16 protein-coding genes and 3 other annotated features are annotated in these 18,532 nt (G+C 30.3%); of the genes, 11 read left to right on the forward strand and 5 right to left on the reverse strand.

Annotated elements, in window-relative coordinates; all coding sequences use genetic code 11:
• Window positions 1-48: 48 nt before the first annotated feature.
• A complete protein-coding gene (locus CLOTH_RS03950; protein WP_408605807.1) occupies window positions 49-1,284 on the forward strand; it encodes a BaiN/RdsA family NAD(P)/FAD-dependent oxidoreductase in 1,236 nt (411 codons plus the stop codon).
• A gap of 14 nt (window positions 1,285-1,298) precedes the next feature.
• Entirely contained in the window at window positions 1,299-2,129 is an 831-nt protein-coding gene (locus tag CLOTH_RS03955) for a CvfB family protein (RefSeq protein ID WP_079411437.1), read from the forward strand.
• Window positions 2,130-2,148: 19 nt separating this feature from the next.
• On the opposite strand, the gene CLOTH_RS03960 is transcribed toward CLOTH_RS03955, so the two are convergent.
• On the reverse strand, window positions 2,149-3,042 hold the full coding sequence (locus tag CLOTH_RS03960) for a LysM peptidoglycan-binding domain-containing protein (RefSeq protein ID WP_079411439.1): 894 nt from the start codon (window positions 3,040-3,042) through the stop codon (window positions 2,149-2,151).
• A gap of 134 nt (window positions 3,043-3,176) precedes the next feature.
• Window positions 3,177-3,392, forward strand: a binding site (T-box leader).
• Window positions 3,393-3,431: 39 nt separating this feature from the next.
• Here CLOTH_RS03960 and CLOTH_RS03965 point away from each other — a divergent pair.
• From CLOTH_RS03965 to argH, 5 genes are all read left to right on the forward strand, one after another.
• Window positions 3,432-6,098 carry a valine--tRNA ligase gene (locus tag CLOTH_RS03965; protein ID WP_079411441.1) on the forward strand — a complete coding sequence of 889 codons (2,667 nt, stop codon included), beginning with the start codon at window positions 3,432-3,434 and terminating at the stop codon, window positions 6,096-6,098.
• 25 nt (window positions 6,099-6,123) lie between these two features.
• Window positions 6,124-7,443: a bifunctional folylpolyglutamate synthase/dihydrofolate synthase gene (locus CLOTH_RS03970; RefSeq protein ID WP_079411443.1), complete on the forward strand. Its 1,320-nt coding sequence runs from the start codon at window positions 6,124-6,126 to the stop codon at window positions 7,441-7,443.
• A 135-nt stretch (window positions 7,444-7,578) separates the two neighbouring features.
• The gene (locus CLOTH_RS03975) at window positions 7,579-8,598 is read left to right on the forward strand and encodes a peptidoglycan-binding domain-containing protein (protein WP_079411445.1); all 1,020 of its coding nucleotides are present in this window, start codon (window positions 7,579-7,581) and stop codon (window positions 8,596-8,598) included.
• Between the two features lie 87 nt (window positions 8,599-8,685).
• Window positions 8,686-8,898 (forward strand) — a binding site (T-box leader).
• A gap of 42 nt (window positions 8,899-8,940) precedes the next feature.
• Window positions 8,941-9,153, forward strand: a binding site (T-box leader).
• Window positions 9,154-9,209: 56 nt separating this feature from the next.
• On the forward strand, window positions 9,210-10,430 hold the full coding sequence (locus tag CLOTH_RS03980; protein ID WP_079411447.1) for an argininosuccinate synthase: 1,221 nt from the start codon (window positions 9,210-9,212) through the stop codon (window positions 10,428-10,430).
• Window positions 10,427-11,740: an argininosuccinate lyase gene (argH, locus tag CLOTH_RS03985; protein WP_079411449.1), complete on the forward strand. Its 1,314-nt coding sequence runs from the start codon at window positions 10,427-10,429 to the stop codon at window positions 11,738-11,740. Before CLOTH_RS03980 ends, argH begins: the two co-directional genes overlap by 4 nt.
• A gap of 22 nt (window positions 11,741-11,762) precedes the next feature.
• On the opposite strand, the gene CLOTH_RS03990 is transcribed toward argH, so the two are convergent.
• Window positions 11,763-12,023 carry a TIGR03905 family TSCPD domain-containing protein gene (locus CLOTH_RS03990; RefSeq protein WP_079411451.1) on the reverse strand — a complete coding sequence of 87 codons (261 nt, stop codon included), beginning with the start codon at window positions 12,021-12,023 and terminating at the stop codon, window positions 11,763-11,765.
• Between the two features lie 132 nt (window positions 12,024-12,155).
• On the opposite strand from CLOTH_RS03990, the gene CLOTH_RS03995 reads away from it, so the two are divergent.
• Window positions 12,156-13,016, forward strand: a complete 861-nt coding sequence (locus tag CLOTH_RS03995; protein ID WP_079411453.1) for a YncE family protein — start codon at window positions 12,156-12,158, stop codon at window positions 13,014-13,016.
• A gap of 1 nt (window position 13,017) precedes the next feature.
• Here CLOTH_RS03995 and CLOTH_RS04000 read toward each other — a convergent pair whose 3' ends face one another.
• From CLOTH_RS04000 to CLOTH_RS10565, 3 genes are all read right to left on the reverse strand, one after another.
• A complete protein-coding gene (locus tag CLOTH_RS04000; RefSeq protein WP_079411455.1) occupies window positions 13,018-13,548 on the reverse strand; it encodes a DUF4364 family protein in 531 nt (176 codons plus the stop codon).
• Window positions 13,549-13,653: 105 nt separating this feature from the next.
• Window positions 13,654-13,857 (reverse strand): alpha/beta-type small acid-soluble spore protein, encoded by a 204-nt coding sequence (locus CLOTH_RS04005; protein ID WP_079411457.1) that lies wholly within the window; start codon window positions 13,855-13,857, stop codon window positions 13,654-13,656.
• Window positions 13,858-14,100: 243 nt separating this feature from the next.
• Complete coding sequence (locus CLOTH_RS10565) at window positions 14,101-14,265, reverse strand: hypothetical protein (RefSeq protein WP_158080455.1); 165 nt, start codon at window positions 14,263-14,265, stop codon at window positions 14,101-14,103.
• Window positions 14,266-14,380: 115 nt separating this feature from the next.
• On the opposite strand from CLOTH_RS10565, the gene pdaB reads away from it, so the two are divergent.
• The 3 genes from pdaB (at window position 14,381) to prdC (ending at window position 18,519) form a co-directional block, all read left to right on the forward strand.
• Window positions 14,381-15,145 (forward strand): polysaccharide deacetylase family sporulation protein PdaB, encoded by a 765-nt coding sequence (gene pdaB, locus CLOTH_RS04010; RefSeq protein WP_331721998.1) that lies wholly within the window; start codon window positions 14,381-14,383, stop codon window positions 15,143-15,145.
• Window positions 15,146-15,224: 79 nt separating this feature from the next.
• On the forward strand, window positions 15,225-16,973 hold the full coding sequence (prdR, locus tag CLOTH_RS04015; RefSeq protein ID WP_079411458.1) for a sigma-54 dependent transcriptional regulator PrdR: 1,749 nt from the start codon (window positions 15,225-15,227) through the stop codon (window positions 16,971-16,973).
• Between the two features lie 262 nt (window positions 16,974-17,235).
• Window positions 17,236-18,519, forward strand: coding sequence for a proline reductase-associated electron transfer protein PrdC (gene prdC / locus CLOTH_RS04020; protein ID WP_331721999.1), 1,284 nt, complete (start codon window positions 17,236-17,238; stop codon window positions 18,517-18,519).
• Window positions 18,520-18,532 lie beyond the last annotated feature (13 nt).

Here is an 18,532-nt window from a genome sequence, read left to right on the forward strand (position 1 = left end):
ACTATGGTATAATATAACAGCCTAACTATGGCAATTATCTAATAAGAGGTGAAATATTTGAACAAAAAAGTAGTTGTAATCGGTGGCGGAGCTGCTGGAATGATGGCAGCAGGAGTTGCTGGAAGTAGAGGTATAGATGTTACTTTAATAGAGAAAAATCCTATGCTTGGAAAGAAAATGCTAATAACGGGTAAGGGAAGATGTAATATAACCAATGATATAGATATGGAAGGATTCATTAAAAATACTCCTGTAAATGGCAAATTCTTATACAGTGCATTTTATGCATTTACAAATACAGATATTATAGAGCTTTTAAATGAGTTTGGTGTAAAGACAAAAGTAGAACGCGGAGGTAGAGTGTTTCCTGTTTCTGATAAATCAAAAGATGTAGTGGATGCATTAGAAAAATATATAAAAAGAAATAATGTAAAAGTAATTAAAGGTGAGGTTTCAAAAGTAGTATCTAAAGATGGAGAGGTTTCTTGTGTTGTATTAAGTGATGGACAAACTATAAAATGTGACAGTGTAATAATTGCAACAGGAGGAGCATCTTATCCAGCTACAGGATCAACAGGAGATGGATATAAATTTGCAAAAGAAAATGGGCATACAATAGTTCCTTTGAAGCCATCTTTAGTACCACTTGAAACTATGGAAGATTGGGTTAAAGATTTACAAGGATTGTCACTAAGAAATGTATCTATAAAGGTACTAAATGGGAAAAATAAGAAAGTATACGATGATTTTGGAGAAATGATATTTACACATTTTGGAGTTTCAGGACCTATAATACTATCAGCTAGTTCGTATATGAAAAGATTGGAAAATGAAAATTACAAATTAGTTATAGATTTAAAGCCTGCATTAAGCGATGAAGAGTTAGATAAAAGAATTCAAAATGACTTTAGCAAATATATAAATAAGATATATTCAAATTCTTTAAACGACCTACTGCCTAAAAAATTAATACCAGTGATAATAAATTTATCTCAAATTCCACATGATAAGGTTGTAAATGAAATCACAAGAAAAGAAAGATTAGAGCTTGTTCACCTACTCAAAAATTTAACTTTACATATAAAAAGATATAGACCATTGAAAGATGCAATAATAACATCAGGAGGAGTTAAGGTAAGTGAAATAAACCCAAGCACTATGGAATCAAAGCTAGTAAAAGGACTTTATTTTGCCGGAGAAGTAATAGATGTGGATGCTTATACAGGTGGATTTAACCTTCAAATAGCATTCTCAACTGGATATTTAGCAGGATTAAATTGTTGATAAGGAGTAGATATATGGTAAAAATAGGAGATTTCAATGAACTAAAAATAAAAAGAGAGGTAGACTTTGGAGTTTATTTAGATGGTGGTGATGTAGAGATACTTCTACCAAGAAAGTATGTGCCAAAGGAAGCTAAGATAGATGATGTATTAAAGGTATTTATATACAAAGATTCAGAAGATAGAATTATAGCTACGACATTAGCTCCAAAGGCTAAAGTTGGTGATTTTGCTTATCTTAAAGTAAATGACGTAAATAAATACGGGGCATTTTTAGACTGGGGACTAGAAAAGGACTTGTTAGTTCCTTATGGACAGCAAAAACTTAAAATGGAAAAGGGCAGAAGTTATATAGTTAGAGTACACTTAGATAAGGTAACTCAAAGAATACTTGCTACAACTAAAATTAGTAAATTTTTAGAGTATGATGAAATATTACTAAATGAAGGTGATGAAGTAGATATTCTCGTATGTGATTTTAATGATATAGGTATAGGGGCTATTATAGACAATAAATACTATGGAATGCTATACAGAAATGAAGTATACAAAAACTTAAGATTAGGAGATAAAGAAAAGGCATACGTAAAGAAAATAAGGCCTGATGGAAAAATAGATCTAACATTAAGAAGAAGGAATTATGAAGAAATAGATATGAATAAAGATAAGATAATGGAAAAGCTATCTCAAAATGATGGGTTTATTCCATTAAATGATAAAAGTTCACCAGAAGAGATAAAGAAGGAATTTAACATAAGTAAGAGGAATTTTAAAGATGCAGTTGGAAGACTGTATAAAGAAGGGAAAATAGAATTAAAAGAAAATGGAATATGTATAAAACAATAAGGTGGAAATTAATTCCACCTTATATCATGTTTATTTCATTTAACTTAGTTCTAGGTATAAATTCTTCAGTACCAGTATTGAATATATAAACTCTATCGTATAAAAGTATATCTCCAGCTTCATTTTTTTCTCCAGTAGGGCTTGGTATTGCCCAGTTTAAAGACATAACTTCACTTGAAGCAGGTAGTAATATACTTTCAGAGTCAAGACTAGGCTGATTATATGCTCTTGTTTCTTGGAGCGTTACGTGAACTCGTTTATTAAATTTATAAGCATAATCTATTCTCTTAAGTGCTGTTTGGGCTACATTTGCTATAGCTTCATTTGGATCATTACTCAAATCTTGAAGCATAGTTATTATATTAGGATTTGTAGGCACTATTCTTCCAAGAGAAACTATCGAGTAGAAAGTAACTATATCGCAAGGATGCTTAATAAGTTCCATCAAATATGGAATCGCTCTATAGCCTAAAGCCTCCCAAGTGAAAGTACCGTGATAATAGATATCATGTATTTCTTCTTCTGACAATTCATTGCAATACATATTCCCTGTAGCTTCCCAAAGTTCTTTGAGTTCATTAGGATTAGCCATAAATGGGCCCATAAGCAGTTCAGAACCAGCAAATAATATACCAGGATTAGCTAATCTGTTTATATAAGCTATAGTCCTAATAGGCATATTAAATTCTCTAGATAAACACCAAAGGCTATCTCCAGGTTGTACTATATAGTATGGGCCTTGGCCTTGAGATTTTGGAAGATTCATACCGTTTTCAGGAATAATAAGGACTTGACCTGGATATAGTAAAAATGGATTGCAAATTACATTAGCATTTTTTATACTCTCCATGCTTGTATTGAATTTCATTGAAATCTTAGGTAAAGTATCTCCACTCTTAACATAATATAACATATATATCACCTCAAAATATACTATTCGAAATAGGTGATATATGTTAAAGAGTTATTGATAAAATAAGAATGTATTAGTATATTTACAAAGTTTAAAAAAATATATATAATTTAAAATAAACATAATTTAATACATCAAAGACAGTGAAGAAGAGGAGTACATGAAGTTCACCAAAAGAGAGGAAAGCCCTTGGCTGAAAGGCTTTCTAGGAAAGAAATCATGGAAGGTAGCTTCTGAGTTTCTAGGTTGAAATAGTAGTAGACTTAGACGGGAAATCCGTTACAATAAATTAAGAGCCAGAAGTTCTGGAAATAAGGTGGTACCGCGAAACAAAACCCTTCGTCCTTAATTGAGATGATGGGTTTTTTTAAATTATATGGAGGTGTTTTATGGAGGAAAGAAACTTAGCAAAAACATATAATCCAAAGGAATTCGAAAACAGAATATATAATGAATGGATGGAAAAAGGTTATTTTAAAGCAGAGGTGGATGAAAGTAAAAATCCTTTTACTATAATGCTTCCACCACCTAATATAACAGGTCAATTACACATGGGACATGCTCTTGATCATACTCTTCAAGATATACTTATAAGATTTAAACGTATGCAAGGATTTGCTACACTTTGGCAGCCTGGAACTGACCATGCAAGTATAGCAACAGAAGTAAAAGTAGTTGAGCAAATAAACAAAACTGAAGGGAAAAGTAAATATGAGATAGGAAGAGAAGAGTTCTTAAAAAGAGCTTGGGAATGGAGAAATGAATACGGAAGAAAAATAGTTGATCAGATGAAAAAGTTAGGAGATTCATGTGATTGGGATAAAGAAAGATTCACAATGGATGAAGGTTGTAACGAGGCTGTTACAGAGTTCTTCTTGAGACTATATGAAGATGGACATATATACAGAGGAAATAGGATAATAAATTGGTGTCCAGATTGTAAAACTTCTTTATCAGACGCAGAAGTTGAGCATGAAGAAAAAGGTGGTTATTTCTATCATTTCAGATATCCTATAAAAGATAGCGATGAATTTATAGAAATAGCTACAACAAGACCTGAAACTATACTTGGAGATACAGCAGTTGCAGTAAATCCAGATGATGAAAGATATAAACATCTAATAGGAAAGATGGTTATACTTCCTATAGCTGAAAGAGAAATACCAATAGTTGCTGATGATTATGTTGATATGGAATTTGGTAGTGGAGCTGTTAAAATAACTCCTGCACACGATCCTAATGACTTTGAAATAGCTCAAAGACATTCACTCCCTAGAATAAATGTCATGAATGAAGATGGAACTATGAATGACAAATGTGGAAAATACAGCAACATGGATAGGTACGAATGTAGAAAAGCTTTAGTTAAAGACCTAGATGAAGCTGGATATTTAATAAAGACAAAAGACCACGTTCATAATGTAGGACATTGTTATAGATGCGATACAATTATAGAGCCAAGACTTTCTAAGCAGTGGTTTGTAAAAATGGATAAATTAGCAATACCTGCAATAGAGGCAGTAAAAAGTGGAGAAATAAAGTTAGTTCCGGAAAGATTCAATAAAATATATCTTCACTGGCTTGAAAATATAAAAGATTGGTGCATCTCAAGACAGTTATGGTGGGGTCATAGAATACCTGCATATTACTGTTTAGACTGTGATGAAACTATAGTATCAAAAGATAGACCACAAAAATGTACAAAATGTAATAGCGAGAATTTAAAACAAGATGAAGATGTGCTTGATACGTGGTTTAGTTCTGCACTTTGGCCTTTTTCTACATTAGGATGGCCAAATAAAACTAAAGAACTTGAATACTTCTATCCTACGGAAGTATTGGTTACTGGATATGACATAATATTCTTCTGGGTAGTAAGAATGGTATTTGCAGGAATTTACTGTACAGGCAAAGTACCGTTTAAGAATGTGTTTATACATGGACTTGTTAGAGATTCTGAAGGAAGAAAAATGAGTAAATCATTAGGAAATGGAATAGATCCTCTTGAAATAATAGAAAACTACGGAGCAGATGCATTAAGATTTACTCTTGCAACAGGAAATTCCCCAGGAAATGACATGAGATTCCATAATGAAAGAGTAGAAGCATCGAGAAATTTCGCAAATAAACTGTGGAATGCATCTAGATTTGTATTTATGAATGTAGATGAAGCACTAATAAAAGATATTAAAAGAGAAGATGTTGAGAAAGACCTTACTCTTAGCGATAAGTGGATAATATCTAGATTAAATAGTGTTGTAAAAGAAATGACTGATAATATGGAGAAGTTTGAGCTTGGAATAGGAGTTCAAAAAATATACGACTTTACTTGGTCAGAATATTGCGACTGGTATATAGAGATGGTAAAACCAAGACTTTATGGTGATGATAACGATAGTAAGAAAGCAGCTCTTTATACATTGACATATGTTCTTGACAATATTCTAAAGCTTCTTCATCCATTTATGCCATTTATAACAGAAGAAATTTACACGTACCTTCCTACAGTTAATGGAAGTATCATAGTTTCAGATTGGCCAAAGTATAAAGAAAAAGACAATATGAAGCAAGAAGAAGAAAAGATGAACTTAATAATGGACGGTATAAGAAGTATAAGAAATATAAGAGCAGAAATGAATGTTCCACCTTCAAGAAAAGCTAAAGTTATGATAGTTCCTGCCGATGAAAAGATTAGCACTATAAAAGAAGGACAAGAATACTTTGCTACTTTAGCTAGTGCATCTTGCGTTGAAATATTAAATGATAATACTAATATTCCTCAAGATGCTATGTCAGCAGTTATAGATGGAGTACAAATTTATATACCTCTTGATGAACTTGTTGACTTTGAAAAAGAAATACAAAGACTAGAAAAAGAAAAAGCAAAGATAGATTCAGAACTGAAAAGAGTTAATGGAAAACTTTCAAATAAAGGTTTCCTTGACAAAGCACCAGAAAGTTTAATTGAAGAAGAGAAAGCTAAAAAAGATAAGTACGAAGAAATGATGAAATCAGTTTTAGAAAGGTTAGAAAATCTACAATCAAAAATTAAATAATTAGTATAGAATGGGAGAGATTGACGTGAAGTACGCACAGGCGTTAGATTATATTTATGGAGCATCTAGATTTGGAATAAAGTTAGGACTTAACAATATAAGTAAGTTATTAGAGCTTCTAGGAAACCCTCATGAAGAGCTTAAAATAATACATGTTGCAGGAACGAATGGAAAAGGCTCTACCTCATCATTTATAACTTCGATACTTAAAAATGCAGGATACAACGTTGGGCTGTTTACATCTCCCCACCTTGAAGTATTTACAGAAAGAATAAGGATAAATGGTCACAATATAGATGAAGAAGATTTAGCTAGAATTACAGCCATAATAAAAGAAAAGGCTGAATATATGGTGCAAAATGGATATAATCATCCTACACAATTTGAGATAATAACAGCTATAGCATTTTATTATTACAAAGAAAAAAATGTAGACTTTGTTGTATTAGAAGTAGGTATGGGTGGAAGATATGATTCTACAAATGTAGTCAAAGACCCTTTGCTTTGCGTTATAACACCTGTAAGCCTAGATCATAAAGATGAACTAGGAGACACAATAGAAAAAATAGCTTACCATAAAGCAGGTATAATAAAAAAAGGTAGTGATGTTGTAGTCTATCCTCAAGAAGCAGTAACTCATGAGATTATATACAAAGAAGCTGATGAAAAAAACGCCTGTGTGTATATTGCTGATATAGACAATAGGGAAGTAATTGAAAGTTCTATAGAAGGGCAAAAATTTAATTTTAAATTAGATAATGAAATATATGAGAATGTAGAAATAAGCCTTTTAGGAGATCACCAAATTAATAATGCAATAGTGGCTACTACTGCTATAAATGTATTGAGAAAAAAGCACAATATAAATATTAGCAAAGAAAATATTTATAAAGGATTAAAAGAAACTAAATGGGCAGGAAGAATAGAAATCTTAACTAAAAACCCAACACTAATTATAGATGGAGCACATAATGAAGATGGAGCAAATTCTCTTGCTAGGGCTATGGATAAATACTTTAAAAACAAAGATGTGACTTTTGTACTAGGTATGCTAAAAGATAAGGATGCAGATGGAGTAATAGAAATATTAATGCCTAGAACTAAGAAAATAATAACAACAAAACCAAATAGTGATAGATCTCTTACTGCACAGGAACTAAAAGAAAAAATAAATAAGATAGGAAGAGATTCTATAGCTATAGATGATATAAGTAAAGCTATAGAGTATGCAGTAGATACATCTAAAGAAGATGAAGTTGTTATATTTGCAGGATCTCTTTATATGATAGGAGAAGTCAGAAGTATAATAAGAAATAAATATAAAAACAAAAAACTGCCACTTTAGGCAGTTTTTTTTTATTGTGCTAAATATTGCTACGACAAATTTTCTGAATGTCTAGTATAATTATTATAATATAAGGGAGTTCCCCTTTGAGTATATGAGAGTGTACTCTAAAAATATATCAAGGGAGGATACAGGATGAATAAACAAATGAGAAAAAAGCTAATAACAGGAGTAATAGGGTTAGGTCTTGTTATTAGTCCGTTTAATCTATCGGAAATATATGCAAACACAATAGTTCCAAATACTGGGGTACTTAGAATTGGAAATAGAAGTAACTCAGTATCTTTACTCCAAGATAGATTGAAAGAATTAGGATACTTTAATCACAGTACAACTGGATACTTTGGGACTATAACAAGAGCAGCGGTTCAAAATTTCCAAAGAGATAGAAGAATAACTGTTGATGGAATAGTAGGACCACAGACAATAAGACTTTTGAATCAACAAAATCAAATAGCACAAGCCTCACCAGTTGCTGTAAATACATCATCAACTACAGTAGGATCTACTGTAATGAGAATTGGAATGAGGGGTGAGAATATATCAAACCTTCAGAGAAGATTAAGAGAATTAGGATACTTTAATCATAATGTGACTGGGTATTTTGGGACTATAACAAGAACTGCAGTTCAAAATTTCCAAAGAGATAGAAGAATAACTGTTGATGGAATAGTTGGCCCACAAACAATAAATCATCTAAATCAAAGTCAGCCTGGATCAGTATCAAGAGGAAATACCACTGATAGAGCAGTTTCCCAATTAACGTGGTTTGAAAGAATAACAAATATAATACCAAGAGGAACTACTTTTAGAGTTATAGATGTTTACACAGGTAGAACATTTAATGTAAGAAGAACTTATGGTACTAATCATGCAGATTGTGAAACAGTAACTACTCAAGATACACAGATAATGTTATCTCTTTATGGAGGAACTTGGTCGTGGGATAGAAGACCTATAATTGTTGAAGTTAATGGAATGAGAATACCTGCATCTATGGCTGGAATGCCACATGGATCACAATTTATACACAACAATGGAATGAATGGACATTTTGACATTCACTTCTTAGGAAGTAGAACACATGGAACTAATAGAGTTGATCCTTGGCATCAAGAAACAATAAGGATAGCTAGTGAACACCTAAATAGATAAATATTTTTGTTGACTTGTAAAATTAAAATATTTATAATATACAATAATAAATTTGAATTAAATGTGTAATAATAAAAATAAAACATAGAAAATCTTATGACAGGAAGAGTAATTATAGTATATGTTTCAGCGAGCTAGAGTTGGTGGAAGTCTAGTAACAAAGCTATAATGAAAAGAGCCCTAGAGGATATCTTTTGAAATATTAGTATGAAGATACGGTAGCCGTCGTTAAAGGCAATGGAGTGGGTATATTATTATACCAACAAGAGTGGTAACACGGGAAAAACTCTCGTCTCTTATTTGTTAAGAGGCGGGAGTTTTTTTATATAAAAATAAAACATAGAAAATCCTATGACAGGAAGAGTAATTATAGTATGTGTTTCAGCGAGCTAGAGTTGGTGGAAGTCTAGTAACAAAGCTATAATGAAAAGAGCCCTAGAGGATATCTTTTGAAATATTAGTATGAAGATACGGTAGCCGTCGTTAAAGGCAATGGAGTGGGTATATTATTATACCAACAAGAGTGGTAACACGGGAAAAACTCTCGTCTCTTATTTGTTAAGAGGCGGGAGTTTTTTATATAAAAATTTATAAATGGGAGGTAAAAAAATATGAAAGAGAAAGTTGTTTTAGCATACTCAGGAGGATTAGATACATCAATAATAATACCTTGGCTTAAGCAAAACTACAATTTTAATATAATTGCTGTATGTGTAGATGTAGGTCAAGGAGAAGAAATGGAACAGGTAAAATTAAAGGCTATAAAGTCAGGTGCAGAAAAAGTTTATGTAGAAGATGTTAAAGAGGAATTTGTGACTGATTATGTTTATAAAGCTTTGAAGGCAGGAGCTATTTACGAATATAAATATTTGTTAGGCACATCTTTAGCAAGACCTTTAATTGCAAAAAAACTTGTTGATATAGCACATAAGGAAGGAGCTAAATATATTTGTCATGGATGCACAGGTAAGGGCAATGATCAAGTTCGTTTTGAAGTAGGAATTGCAGCTATAGATCCTAGTATAAAAGTAATCGCTCCTTGGAGAATATGGGATATAAAATCAAGAGAAGAAGCAATAGATTATGCAAACTTAATGAATATAGAAGTTGCAGTTACTAAGGAAAAAATATATTCAAGAGATAAAAATTTGCTTCATGTAAGTCATGAAGGAGGAGACTTAGAAAATCCTAAGAATGAACACAATCCAGATATACTTTACATGATGACTATACCTTTAGAAAAAGCTAAAAATGAGCCAACTTATGTTGAAATATACTTTGAAAAAGGTATACCAAATATGCTTAATGGCAATAAGCTTAGTCCTGTCGAAATGCTAGAAACATTGAATAAAATTGGTGGAGAAAATGGAATAGGAGTTATAGATTTATTAGAAAATAGACTTGTAGGTATGAAATCAAGAGGTGTCTATGAAACTCCAGGAGGAACCATTTTATTTCAGGCACTAAGAGAGTTAGAATACTTAACTTTAGATAGAGATACACTTCACTATAAACAAGGAATTTCTCAAAAATATGCACAATTAGTCTATGATGGATTATGGTTTGGTAAATTAAGAGAAGCTTTAGATTCATTTATAGATACAGTACATGAAACTGTTACAGGAAGTGTAAAGCTTAAGCTTTATAAAGGGAATATAATGATAGCAGGGATGGATTCACCTTTTGCATTATACGATGAAGACATATCATCCTTTGGAGAAAGTGATTTATATAATCATAAAGATGCACAAGGTTTTATAAATTTATTTAGTTTACCGTTTAAGATAAAGGGCTTAAAAAATCAAAGAATAAAAGAGGGTGTAAAAATATGAAATTATGGGGTGGAAGATTTGAGTCAAATGAAAGTAAACTAATGGAGGATTTTAACTCATCTCTTAAATTTGATAAGGTATTGTATTTTCAAGATATTAAAGGTAGTATAGCACATGTTAAGATGCTAAATAAATGCAATATTTTAACAGATGAAGAATGTAAAATCTTAATTGATGGACTAAACTCTATACTTAATGATATAGAAAGTGGAAATTTATTAATAGAAGGAGATTACGAGGATATACACAGTTTTATAGAGATTAACCTTACTAAAAGAGTAGGGGAAGTTGGTAAAAAACTTCATACAGCAAGAAGCAGAAACGATCAAGTAGCAGTAGATATGAAAATGTATTCCAAAGACAAAGCGTATGAAGTTATTAAGAATATTAAAGATTTACAAGCTGTAATGTTAGAAATTGGAGAAAAAAATAATGTATTAATGCCAGGATACACACACCTTCAAAGGGCTCAGATAGTAACTTTTAAACATCATATTATGGCATATTATAATATGTTTGAGAGGGATATTAAGAGAATATTAAATGCAATTGATATTTTAGATGAAAGTCCCTTAGGATGTTGTGCACTTGCTGGAACAACATATTCTATAGATAGAGATTATACATCCAAAGAGTTAGGTTTCAAAAAACCAGTAGAAAATTTCTTAGATGGTGTAAGTGATAGAGATTATATTATAGAACTTACATGTGCGTACTCTATAATAATGATGCACTTAAGTAGATTAAGTGAGGAAATCATTATATGGAGCACTAAAGAGTTTGATTTTATAAAAATGAGTGATGAATACTCAACGGGAAGCAGTATAATGCCACAGAAAAAGAATCCAGATGGTGCAGAATTAATTAGAGGCAAAACTGGAAGAGTTTATGGATCATTAATGTCAATACTTACTACAATGAAGGCACTTCCTTTAGCTTATAATAAGGATATGCAAGAAGATAAAGAACAATTTTTTGATTCTATAAATACCGTAATTAGTTGTTTAAAAATAATGACTGGTATGCTAGGGAGTATGGAAATCAAAAAAAGCAATATGATAAAAGCAGTTAAAACAGGATTTTTGAATGCTACGGAAGTTGCTGATTATCTTGTGAATAAAGGAATTCCTTTTAGAAAAGCACATGAAATTGTAGGATTGATTGTATTATACTGTGAAAGTAATAATTTATGTATAGAAGAATTAAAGATAGATAAGCTTAAAGAGTTCAGCAATTTATTTGAAGAAGATATATATCAATTTATAGAGTATAGAAATATACTAGATAAAGGAATAAAAAAAGAAATATAGGGCTTAACAACAAGCCCTATATTTATGCCTTAGTCTTTATTTTAACTTTATACTCAGCTAATGCTTTTGAAAGCTGATCAGGACATGAAGTTTTTCTTTTACCACAGCTTATTCCACTAAGTCTAGCTATAACATCATCTATGTGACTTCCTTCAACAAGGGCTTTAATTCCTACTAAATTTCCAGGACATCCACCTACGAAATCTACAGATTTAACTATATCATCTTCAATTTCAAAAATTATTTCCTTAGCACAAACTCCAGAAGTTTTGAATTTTAACATAATAGCTACCTCCTCAAGAATATTTATATTAACTATATTATCATACTATATACCGATTTAAAAGGTAACTAAAATTCATTAAACAAATATATATATAATATAATGTATTATTATACTAAAGGGGGAATTGTAGTGAGGGTATATATTTCTAATTTTCAAGATGGATGTATATCAATAATAGATGGTGAATGTCTTATCGAAAAAGAGAAGATATATTTAGATGCACATATATATCCTCATCACTTTTGTATAGATGAAAATGATGAAAAGATATATATACCAAATAGTATAGATGGAGTATTGTATATAGTAGATATAAATAAAAAAAACATATTAGATTGCATTTCTATAGGTGGAAATTTAAGTCAAGTAGTGTTATTTAATGAAGAACTTTTCATAGCTAATGAAGATTCGAATAGTATATATATATTAAATATAGATACACTTATTCCTGTGGGCATAATAAGTGTTGATAATATGCCACACGGTATGATTATAGATAAAAGTTCTAATGAATTGTATGTTCCATGTGAAAAGTCTATAGTAGTTATAAATACAATAACTAAACAAATTGAAAGAAGAATAAATTTAGATTACAAACCATGGCACTTAAAAATAGATAAAAATATCTTATATGTAGTTACAAAGTGTGGAAAAATACTTATTCTAAATACTAGAAAATGTGAAGTTATTAATGTTTTAAGAGGATTTAAGATGCCTGTAGAAATTGCTATAAATGATTTTAAAGATGAATTATATATAACTGATTTTTATGATAAAAGCATAAGTATAATTGACAGAAGTAATTACGATTTGATAAAGAAAATAGAAATTGATGGAATGCCTTTAGGAATAGATATCTCAAGTGATAATAAATTGGTATTTATATCTGACATAAAAGAAGACGATGTTAAAGTATTAGATACTTTAGACTATAAAATTATAAAAAGTATAAAGGTAGGAAAAGAGCCTACCACAGTTATATGTAAGTAGGCTACTTATTAATTAGAAGTTGTATAATCTCTCCGTATATGTCTGGAGCATTTTTTTTCCAATTATCACAGATGAGTTTAGCTTGTTTGTTAGAAGGTACATTTAAATCGATATTTATAAGCTCTGTTTGATTTTCTATTACCTTTAAATTTACTATGAACTCATTATTTCCTACTTTGGAGAAATTAGATTTAATTTGAGTTTCTTTTAGGATATTTTCTTTATTGTTCATTACGTATAAATCTATTTTTTCTTTTGTATCATCTGGTATTCTAGAGATAAAATACTCTAAGGTTTCTATACTTTTTTGAGTTAATGAGTAGTAGTCTTTTCCATCCTCTTTAACAATTTTAATAAATCTAGAGTCTGTAAGCTCAGAAATGAATTGCTGAAGAGAAAAATAATTTACAAACTCATTTTCCATTATTACTTGTGTTATTTGTGAATTAGTCAAAGGAATTTCCATTTTATTTAAAACATAAAGTATTAATAATTTATTTATTGCTAATTCTTCAGATGATCTTTCGAACATAGCACATCATCCTCCGTGTAATTGTTCTATATATATATTAAACCATTTTTATAAAAAATAAAAGAAAAAAATAAAGAGATTGCTAGGCAATCTCTTTATCTTGTGTTATTTTCCTGACATTTGTCTTTCAGCCATCTCAACTAGCTTCTTAGTCATGTATCCACCTACATAACCATTTTGTCTTGCTGTTAAGTTACCTTTGTCAACAGTGTCATAGTTTGATATACCAAGTTCTGTCGCTGTTTCTAACTTCATTTGATTTAATGCTGCTTGTGCCTCAGGAACTACTTTTCTGTTTCTGCTTGCCATAGTAAATTCCTCCCTTAGTTGTTATGTTGTTTCAACACCTTTTCTGATGTTGTAGTATTAATTTAACCAATTATAGAAAATATATGTTGGTAAATGTTGAAATATAAACATATATATGGAATAAAATATACAATTTAGTATAATGTTTTGATACAGAACACAACAAGATTATATTGTGAAAACTAGAGTGATTTTATTCAAAAATATAAGATAGGAAAAAATTCCCTATCTTATATATAAACTCTAAGAAAACTTTTTATGAATTCTTATTTTTTTATCCTTTCTTATTCCTTCGTGAATTGGATGAGCTTCTCTTAGATAGTGTCTAGGTTCTAATTTGTTAGTAACTCTTCCAAATTCAACTTGCTTTCCTTTGATATTAGAGAATTCGCTTCGTATATTAGACATACAATCACCTCCATTACTAATTTTCCCACTTTATAATATTAATCTTCTAGTAATTTTTTGAAGATGAAAAAAATAAGATTAATATAGAAAGATTATCATATAAGGAGGGTTTGAATTGAGAATATTTATAATACCACTCAAAAAAGCAATTATATCATTATTATTATTTGCATTGGCTATCATAGTATTACTTGTTGGTTTATATATGGTAAAAGATACTATGGCTTTAGTTCCGGAAAAGAAAATTCCTATATACAGTGTTGATACTAGAGATAAAAAAATAGCTATAAGCTTTGATGCTGCATGGGGAGAAACATATACTAAAGATATACTAGATATATTAGATAAATACGAAGTAAAAACAACTTTCTTCTTAGTTGGATTTTGGGTAGATAAATATCCTGAAATGGTTAAGGAAATTAGCAATAGAGGTCATGAAGTAGGAAATCACTCAACTTCTCACCCTAAAATGTCTCTTTTAAATAAAGATCAGATAATTAGAGAACTTGAGAATACTTCATCAAAGATAGAAAAAATAATAGGGAAAAGAACTACAGTGTTTAGACCGCCGTTTGGAGATTACAATAACACTTTATTAGAAACAGCCTCTGAACTTGGATACTATACTATTCAATGGGATGTAGATTCATTAGACTGGAAAGAATTGGGTGCAAATCATGTTGTAGATAGAGTAGTTAAAAATGTAAAAAATGGATCTATAGTTTTGTTTCATAACAATGCTAAATATGTAAGAGAATACTTGCCTTTAGTTCTAGAAAAATTAAAATCGCAAGGATACGAAATAGTTCCAGTATCAGATCTTATATATAAGGATAACTACACTATAGATTCTACGGGAAGACAAAAAAGTAATAATTAAAAATATCTTAAATATACCCATGTCATTATGTTAATATAGTGACATGGGTATTTATTAATTGTAAAAAGGTGTGATTTAAATGTTTTTATTTCCTAAAACGACTTTAGTAAAAAAAGTAATGTCTACACAAATGATAGTTGTAAAGCAAAATGAGTCCTTGAAAAAAGCTATATCTTTAATGCTTAGAAATAAATCAAATGACATTTTTATAATAGATGAAAATGATAAACTTATAGGATTAATATCTTTAACGGATATATCTAAACTTAATATAAATCAGTGTAATAAAGAGCTAGAAGTTAAAAATTTTATGTCTAAAGACTTAATAACTGTAAGCAAGGATGATAACTTATTAAAATGCAGGGATACAATGCTAAAGTATAAGATAGGCAGACTTCCTGTAGTTGAAAACAATAGTTTAATAGGGGTTATAAGAGAAGAACAAGTAAGAGATTACTTTTATATGAAAATAGAAGAATTAGGTGAAAAACTAAATCAAGTAATAAATAGTGTACATGAAGCTATAACTGTTATAGATGAAAATGGAAAAGTAGTTATATGGAATAAAAATGCAGAAAAATTATATGGAGTCCTTAAGGAAGAAATAATAGGTAAAGATATGGAGATATTTTTTCCTAATGCTTTAATGTTAGAGGTTCTCAAAACTCATAAGCCTATAGAGAACATATATCATTCACCTAGAAAAGATACATATGTTGTAGTAAGTGCAAAGCCTATATTTCTAGAGGGGAAATTAGTTGGAGTGGTTTCTAATGATAAAGATATTACTCAAGTTAAACAGCTATCATACCAACTTGAAAAAGCTAATGATACACTTAAATTTCTAGAAAATGAGGTTAGGAAGTTTTCTAATGATAACTTTGGTAATATAATCGGAAAAAGTGAAAAACTGATGAAAACTATCGATGTAGCAAGACAAGTTGCTAAAACTAGTGCAAGTATATTTATACAAGGGGAAAGTGGAACTGGAAAAGAAGTGTTTGCAAGAGCTATACATAATAATAGTCAAAGAGAAGGTTTGTTTGTACCTGTAAATTGTAGTGCTATACCGTCTGAATTATTTGAGAGTGAGTTCTTTGGATATGAAGGAGGAGCATTTACAGGAGCTAATAGGAAAGGAAAAATGGGTATATTTGAACTTGCAAATAAAGGAACAGTATTTTTAGATGAAATAGGAGATTTGCCTATGTATATGCAGGCAAAACTTCTTAGGGTACTTCAGGAAAATGAAATAAGAAGAGTAGGCAGTGAGAAAACGGTAAGTATAAATGTAAGAATAATATCTGCTACTAATAAAGATTTAAAAGAATTAGTCCGAAAAGGAGAGTTTAGAGAAGATTTATATTACAGATTAAATGTTGTTCAGATAGATTTGCCACCTTTAAGAGAAAGAAAAGGTGATATAGCTATACTGATAAATGAATTTCTAAGAGAAATATGTATTAAAAATAATAAGGAAATACCTAAGTTAAACAAAAATGTAATTGATATATTGCAAAAATATGAGTGGAAAGGAAATATAAGAGAACTTAAAAATACAATTGAGCATTTAGTTGTTTTGTGTAAAGACAATATTATAGATGAGGAGTTATTACCAAATTATATAGTAGAGTCAGTTAATGAGAATAAAAATGAAAATGAGTATCCACTTGATTTAAATGAAGCTGTAATGAAAATCGAAATAAATACAATAAAAAGAGCACTTAGTATGTCTGGTGGAAATAAAGCGAAAGCTGCAAAACTACTAAATATACCAAGAAGTACTTTGTATTATAAAATAGATACTTACAAAATAGAGTGTCAGTAAGTTGGCATATGTCAACTTACTGACACTTTTATTTTTGGAAGTATATAATGCTAGAAATTTAGTATTAATATATAGAATGTTGCATAAAATATGACGAAAAACTGACACATTTATTTTTTATATATTGTTTAATAAAATTTCATAATGGAGATAAATAAAATTAATAGAAGTAATTTCAAGTATTATAAAAAATTATATCTATAACTATATATTTTGGCATGATAATTGCTTTAGATATATAGTGTGGATGGGAGGTGATAGTGTGACAATAGTAATAAAATTAAAACAACATATAGGATCGCCTTGCAAACCTATAGTTAAGGTAGGTCAGAAAGTTAAAAAAGGAGAATTGGTTGCAGTGCCAGATGGACTAGGAGTTAATATGCATTCTAGTGTGTATGGTGAAGTAGTTGATATAAACGAGCATGAAATAATAATAAATGCATTTGATGAGCAACCAGAAGAATATGTAAAAATAAAAGATACTGACGATTTGCTAGAAAGCATAAAAGAAGCTGGAATAGTTGGAGCTGGAGGAGCAGGTTTTCCAACTCATGTAAAGCTTAACATCAATTTAAATGGTGGATGCGTCATAGCTAATGCAGCTGAATGTGAGCCAGTATTAAGTCATAATGTAGAACTTATGGAGCAAAACCCTGAAATTATTGTAAAGGGATTAAAGTATGTAATGAAAATTACTAATGCTTCAAATGGATATATAGCTATAAAGCCAAAGTACAAAAAAGCTGTGATAGCTTTAGGAAAGGCTTGTAAGAATGAAGATAATATAAAAATTAAGTTCTTAAGCGATATGTATCCAGCTGGAGATGAGAGAGTTATAGTAAGAGAAGTTTTGGGAATAGAACTTAAACCTGGTGAACTTCCACTTTCTGCAAATGCAGTTGTTTCAAATGTAGAAACTCTTAAGAACATAGTTTTGGCTATAGAAGATAGAAAGCCAGTTATATCTAAGGATATAACTTTAGGTGGAAGAATAAAAAATGCAAGAGAAGGTAAGGTATTTTTAGATGTTCCTATTGGAATGCCAGTAAAATACTTTATTGAAAAATGTGGAGGATATGAAATTCCGCATGGAGAAATAGTTTTAGGAGGCCCATTCACTGGAAGACATGGAGAAGAAGATATACCTATTGATAAAACTTTAGGTGGTATACTTGTAGCTATGCCATATCCTAATGAAAAAAGAAAAGTAGGAATAATCGCTTGTGAATGTGGAGCAGACGAAAAAAGATTAGAAGAAATAGCAAAAGGAATGGGTACCCAAGTAGTAGCTAAAGAAAAGTGCAAGAGAATGGTTGAGGTAAATGGAAGATATAGATGCGATATGCCTGGAATATGCCCAGGACAAGCGGAAAAAGTATTATCTCTTAAAAAGCAGGGTGCTGAGGTTATAATAACAGGAACATGTGAGGACTGAACTAACACAGTTATGAATGTAGCTCCTAGGTTAGGAGTGCCAGTTTATCACAGTACCGATCATGTCTTAAGAGCCTCAGGATATAGATTATATAGAAGAAAAAAATAAATATAAAAGGAGG

Source organism: Alkalithermobacter paradoxus (assembly GCA_002029295.1).
GTDB lineage: Bacteria > Bacillota > Clostridia > Peptostreptococcales > Peptostreptococcaceae > Alkalithermobacter > Alkalithermobacter paradoxus.

What these genes read in the sequence shown, in the direction of transcription:
- CLOTH_RS03955 (WP_079411437.1), top strand. Translation starts at nt 1,299, where the DNA reads ATGGTAAAAATAGGAGATTTCAATGAACTAAAAATAAAAAGAGAGGTA.
- CLOTH_RS03960 (WP_079411439.1), bottom strand. Translation starts at nt 3,042, where the DNA reads ATGTTATATTATGTTAAGAGTGGAGATACTTTACCTAAGATTTCAATG.
- CLOTH_RS03965 (WP_079411441.1), top strand. Translation starts at nt 3,432, where the DNA reads ATGGAGGAAAGAAACTTAGCAAAAACATATAATCCAAAGGAATTCGAA.
- CLOTH_RS03975 (WP_079411445.1), top strand. Translation starts at nt 7,579, where the DNA reads ATGAATAAACAAATGAGAAAAAAGCTAATAACAGGAGTAATAGGGTTA.
- CLOTH_RS03980 (WP_079411447.1), top strand. Translation starts at nt 9,210, where the DNA reads ATGAAAGAGAAAGTTGTTTTAGCATACTCAGGAGGATTAGATACATCA.
- argH (WP_079411449.1), top strand. Translation starts at nt 10,427, where the DNA reads ATGAAATTATGGGGTGGAAGATTTGAGTCAAATGAAAGTAAACTAATG.
- CLOTH_RS03990 (WP_079411451.1), bottom strand. Translation starts at nt 12,023, where the DNA reads ATGTTAAAATTCAAAACTTCTGGAGTTTGTGCTAAGGAAATAATTTTT.
- CLOTH_RS04000 (WP_079411455.1), bottom strand. Translation starts at nt 13,548, where the DNA reads ATGTTCGAAAGATCATCTGAAGAATTAGCAATAAATAAATTATTAATA.
- CLOTH_RS04005 (WP_079411457.1), bottom strand. Translation starts at nt 13,857, where the DNA reads ATGGCAAGCAGAAACAGAAAAGTAGTTCCTGAGGCACAAGCAGCATTA.
- CLOTH_RS10565 (WP_158080455.1), bottom strand. Translation starts at nt 14,265, where the DNA reads ATGTCTAATATACGAAGCGAATTCTCTAATATCAAAGGAAAGCAAGTT.
- prdR (WP_079411458.1), top strand. Translation starts at nt 15,225, where the DNA reads ATGTTTTTATTTCCTAAAACGACTTTAGTAAAAAAAGTAATGTCTACA.